Below are 4,860 nucleotides of genomic sequence, written 5' to 3'. Positions count from 1 at the left end.
TAGACGGAAAGGTGCTCTGACCCGGTTTTTATATCGCACTGCCCTGGTGACAAGGTGTTCCCGGTCAACATGCTTGCTGGCAGCAACGAATGTTGGCGCGATATTGGCTTTGTTGCCGGGATGCCCTACAAGAAAAAAGCCCCGTTGCCGGGGCCTTAAAGATGGCTGCGAAATGTCTATGGATTCCTGAGCGATTCAGACCCCGTTGCCGGCGCCTTTGAGGCTCTGCGGCTACCGCTCTATTTATCGCTGACAGCTTCCATGTGTATTACATGTATGCCCAACTGCTTACAGGAATTTACCGAGATTGAATCTGCGTCCGAAGAAACGAAAGAAATTATTCCGTAGATTTTAACGTTCTTCCCGCTAAGTTTTTCGGCTGCCTCGCTCGTCAAGTCATCTTTCTGGTTTATGAGTACTGGGAGGCAGTAATCGCGAGGCGCCGGGGTGCCCGCCCAAGTCGGATAGAGATTCCTGTCTTCGTTGCTCCATTGCAGGCGCCCGCTAATCGATACCCGTCTCGCAATGGCTGGAGAGGGATCCCTAAGGATCTGTGTGGATAATCTTTCTTCATTGGTTTCGGCGACGGCGCTCGCTATGTTTACGCCGGAGAGGGACAAGCCTAGTAGTATGATAAAAGCGGCTTTCATGTGACCTCCGTTAGCTTGTTTCCGGGCTCTTCTACGGACTTAGTCGGTTCTGAAATTGATTGAGACGGCTCTGGATGTTCCGAAGATCATTAAGGGGCAGTGTGCCTCTTAGTATCCTGTACTGGAACTGGCCTTTGTCGATTTCAAGTACGCCATAAACCGAGTTTCTAACTATGTAGCTCGGATATCCAAGCAAAACAGCTTCATGTTCGCCATATCCTGGGATCGATTCAAATTGTTTATCCTTCGGATGGGAATGGCAAATGGCAGCGGTTTCCTCTCTGGTTATCGAAAAATCGCCTTTGACTCCCTTGGCGGTTTCCTGCGTAGGTGCCGGAATAATCGTGAAGCTTCCATCCTTCCCGATAGACGCGAAGTGTTCATCTGTCTCCGAGCGATCTAGTCGTCGGCCATTTGCGAGAAATATTTGATCGGTGGCTGCGCTACCGATAACTGTTCTGCTGCCATGCCTTGTGGCGTCGTAATTGCTTGCATTGAAGCATTTTCGCTCTTGCTTTAGTTGTGGTGGACACTCTAGTCCAAACGGGTCTGCGGCGGTCAGCGGACTGCCTCCCGCATATCCAAAGGTACTTAATCCACCACTCAAGCCAATCGGGTCACTTTGTATATAGCGGCCTATGGTCGGATCATAGTCGCGGAAATAATTGTAGATCAATCCGCTTGCCGCATCGAACCGCTGCCCCGGAAACCGCATATCGAACACGAACGCGGTGCCGTCCAGATCGGGGTCCTGGTTCGGCGGGTTGTTGCCGAAGGCCTCGCCCTTGGCGTCCCAGGTCCAGACCGCGAGATTGCGGCTCGGGTCGATCACCGCGCGCGGGATGCCCAGGTGGTCGGGTTGCACGTAACGCAGGGTCTGCGCCACGCCTGTGAACCGGGTCAGAGTGGCTTCCGACAGGGGCCAAATGGAAAGGTGCTCTGACCCGGTTTTGTTGAAACTTCCTGAAGTCCTGCCTCAATGGAAGCAGGTACCAGACTACATGCAACTACATTATTGGCTAGGCTTAATGCGGCACCATACCCCTTGGGATCAGCGCTTTCGAACTCAACACTGACCATGTTGCCAGAGTCATCGAAATCGGATACCAAAAGACTGCGCCTCCCTTCTGTTTGAATCACATGCACCGCCCGCCCTGGGGAGGAGGCAATCCTTTCTGAGGTTGAGTTCGGCTCAGTGCCGAATTTGCCAACAGCAATTTTCAACTCCGCGCCGTAAGCCAACAATTCGCCAACCGTGGGATAACCGCGCATACCATTACGAAGCGCACCGCGAATGATGCCCGCGTCCCTTAGGCACACTCCATAGTACGTGCTCAGCGGATATAGGCTCGTCGAAAGCAACTCCCTGCTTGTCAGGCGGGTGCTCGCTGACCGCTCACCCTTAACTCCTGATTATCAGAGTTAGGCTTGGTGCAACCAGACAGGAGCAACACGGCACCTATCACGATGTACTGGATCAATTGCAATCGCATCTCTCGACGTTCCACCTTTCAAGCAGTCTCGCAATATCCCACGCCGAAACGCTGAACGCAGGCACCGTGCTGTAATCAGTTCCCATTACTGTTGGCCTCTCTTTCCGGGGGGCCAAATTGTCAGGGCACCCTAACAGATCATGTCCCACCTCCTGACCAAACGATGCGAACCGGGTCAGAGTGGCTTCCAACAGGGGCTAGACGGAAAGGTGCTTTGACCCGGTTTTTTTACTTTGAGACGTAGTGGTCAACCATCTACTCCTGCTGCCGCTTTTTTGCATTGCGGCCTGTTCCAGGCTCTCACCGGTTACAGCCCAAAGTCGTGACAAGCTGAATTGGCGTCTTCCTAGGCGGAAATTTCCAGCTTTCCACTCGAGCTCTGGCCCGCACGTCGCATTTTATGTCCTTCGACGATCTCTTAAATCTGGCGTTGGAGACCTTGCCAGCCGGCGAGACAGTAAACTCAATTTTCACCGCAGAAGCAGAGGTCAGAACAGGCTTCGCGCCGCCTTTATTAACGGGTGCTGGCGCAGGCTCCTTCGAGCTCACCAGCGAAAGCAGATCAATGGCGGGGCCTTTGCCCCAAAAAACCTTTCCCGAATGCTTGCCCACAAGGATTTTGTCCTTGTCGGGAGATCCATCGATTCCAGTACGAGGAGTGATCTGCCAGTGGAAACCCTGACTAACTGGTGCATCTGTCGTGCCACAGCCGCCTATGTACCGCTCACAATAGAATAGCGCGACGGCGCCGGCTTGTTTCTCCGTCACCCCAGCTTTCAGATTGATCAAGCCGACTTGGTCTGCCAAATCCCGTTCTGCTGTTTTGATTTCTTGCGCGTTTGCGAATGTGCAAACGCTGAGAATCAGAGCTGCCAATGCCGTTTTCATCAGTTCGCCTGTGCATATGAGGGCGCTAGTTCTTCGCTGCGAACCGGGTCAGAGTGGCTTCCGGCAGGGCTAGACGGAAAGGTGCTCTGACCCGGTTTTTCTGACCCGGTTTTTAAATTTCTAAGAATGAACCACCCTCTTTATCATGAAGGGTACTTGGCGCCAAATTCATCCGTGTCGACATAGATTTTGCATCGTTGACCGGCTCAACGAGAGATGGCATCTGGCTGATACTTAAGTATTGCTGCGACCACCTCTTCTCGATTTTTCTTCAGTAGATCAAGTGGGCGATCGCCGTATTCGTTCTCCACGAGCAAGCTGGCTCCGTTTTTCAATAGAGCATCAACGACTGGCGCATATCCGAACATGATTGCGTAGTGAAGCGCCGTATGGCCGATACCGCCCGGGATGTCGATATTTGATATTACCGGAAGCATGAGCTTCAGGTCGTCGATGTCACCACTAAGTGCGGCCAAATGCAGTGGCGTCTCTCCGTCGGCTCCCCGATCATCAAAATTTCTAATATTGAAGTCAACGAACATCTCGTGTATTCGATATTTATCGAGCAGGTTGGCGAGTTCATTATTCATTCATCACATTCCTCAGGGCAGAGTTCCTTAAACTCTTTTTCGAGCTTGGTGATCGTCGCATTGCTCCGTGCAATGTCGCCAATATGTCGACCGCCAGGAAACTTGCTACTGGGCCACTTGGAGTCCCAGGCTGAGCGCAATCGATTCAGCGTCTTATGGTGCTCGATACGGTTCTTTAAATGCCTGCACGGGTCTGGGTCGTAGGCAACACCGGCTCGCTGGATATCCTTATAAGCTTGATACTCCTCTCCCCGCTCCTTCTTCTCGCTGTACATGCGAGCGCAAGCACCGGCTCCCATCGCCTCACATGGGGCGGCCCCCAACGAAGGGGAGTACAGCAATAGTGCAGCGCCCGTAGTGTAGGCCGAAACCGTAGCGCCGCCGGCAACCAGAGCCTGTAGCGCTAGTGTCAGCTCCGTTCTTGATGGTGGCACGAATCCGCGCACGGGATAGACTGATGTGGGGACTGTTGTTGCGTCCAAGCCAAACAGATCTACGTTGCTCATTGGGGCATTGCCCGCATACGCGAATGTGCTCAGTCCGCCTCGTATGCCAATGGGATCGCTTTGAATGTAGCGTCCTGAAATTGAGTCGTAATCGCGGAAGTAGTTATAGACCAGTCCGCTTGCGACATCGTAGCGCTGCCCCGGGAACCGCATGTCGAACACGAACGCGGTGCCGTCCTGATCGGGGTCCTGGTTCGGCGGGTTGTTGCCGAAGGCTTCGCCCTTCGCGTCCCAGGTCCAGACCGTGAGGTTGCGGCTCGGGTCGATCACCGCGCGCGGGGTGCCCAGGTGGTCGGGCTGCACGTAGCGCAGGGTCTGCGCGACGCCGGCGCCGACGACCAGGCCGACCGGGGCGTCGCCCAGCCAGATGGCTTGCTGCTTGGTCGCGCCGTTGGCGTCGTAGTCGCCGAGCCAACGGCCGGCTTCGTCGTACAGCGTGTAACCGGTGATCGCACCGGTCGCGTTGTCGGCCCGCGAGACCCGCTCGCCCCTGGCGTTATAGCGGTAGCTGGCCTTGACCACGCCGGCCTGCTTGACCTGGCTCATGCGGTCGTTGGCGTTGTAGACGAACTCCCTGGCCGTGCCGTTGCGAACCGGGTCAGAGTGGCTTCCGACAGCGTTGCGAACTGGGTCAGAGGGCTTCCGACAGGGGTTAGACGGAAAGGTGCTCTGACCCGGTTTTTATATCGCACTGCCCTGGTGACAAGGTGTTCCCGGTCAACATGCTTGCTGG

General features: G+C 54.7%; 3 protein-coding genes and 1 pseudogene. All 4 read right to left on the bottom strand.

Going from position 1 to position 4,860, the window contains the following annotated elements:
• Positions 1–681: 681 nt before the first annotated feature.
• Positions 682–1,527 (bottom strand): annotated as a pseudogene (locus tag ACTJJK_RS23000) (RHS repeat domain-containing protein); the annotation flags it as partial.
• Between the two features lie 916 nt (positions 1,528–2,443).
• Positions 2,444–3,031, bottom strand: a complete 588-nt coding sequence (locus ACTJJK_RS22995) for a TonB family protein (protein ID WP_440731351.1) — start codon at positions 3,029–3,031, stop codon at positions 2,444–2,446.
• Between the two features lie 206 nt (positions 3,032–3,237).
• On the bottom strand, positions 3,238–3,621 hold the full coding sequence (locus ACTJJK_RS22990; protein WP_440731350.1) for an ankyrin repeat domain-containing protein: 384 nt from the start codon (positions 3,619–3,621) through the stop codon (positions 3,238–3,240).
• Positions 3,618–4,673, bottom strand: coding sequence for an RHS repeat domain-containing protein (locus ACTJJK_RS22985; RefSeq protein WP_440731349.1), 1,056 nt, complete (start codon positions 4,671–4,673; stop codon positions 3,618–3,620). Before ACTJJK_RS22985 ends, ACTJJK_RS22990 begins: the two co-directional genes overlap by 4 nt.
• Positions 4,674–4,860 lie beyond the last annotated feature (187 nt).

Source organism: Lysobacter sp. 22409 (genome assembly GCF_052045105.1).
In the GTDB taxonomy this organism is placed as follows: Bacteria; Pseudomonadota; Gammaproteobacteria; order Xanthomonadales; family Xanthomonadaceae; genus Lysobacter; species Lysobacter antibioticus_B.
Note: the sequence above shows the minus strand (reverse complement) of the source record. Positions and strands in the feature narration are given on the sequence as shown.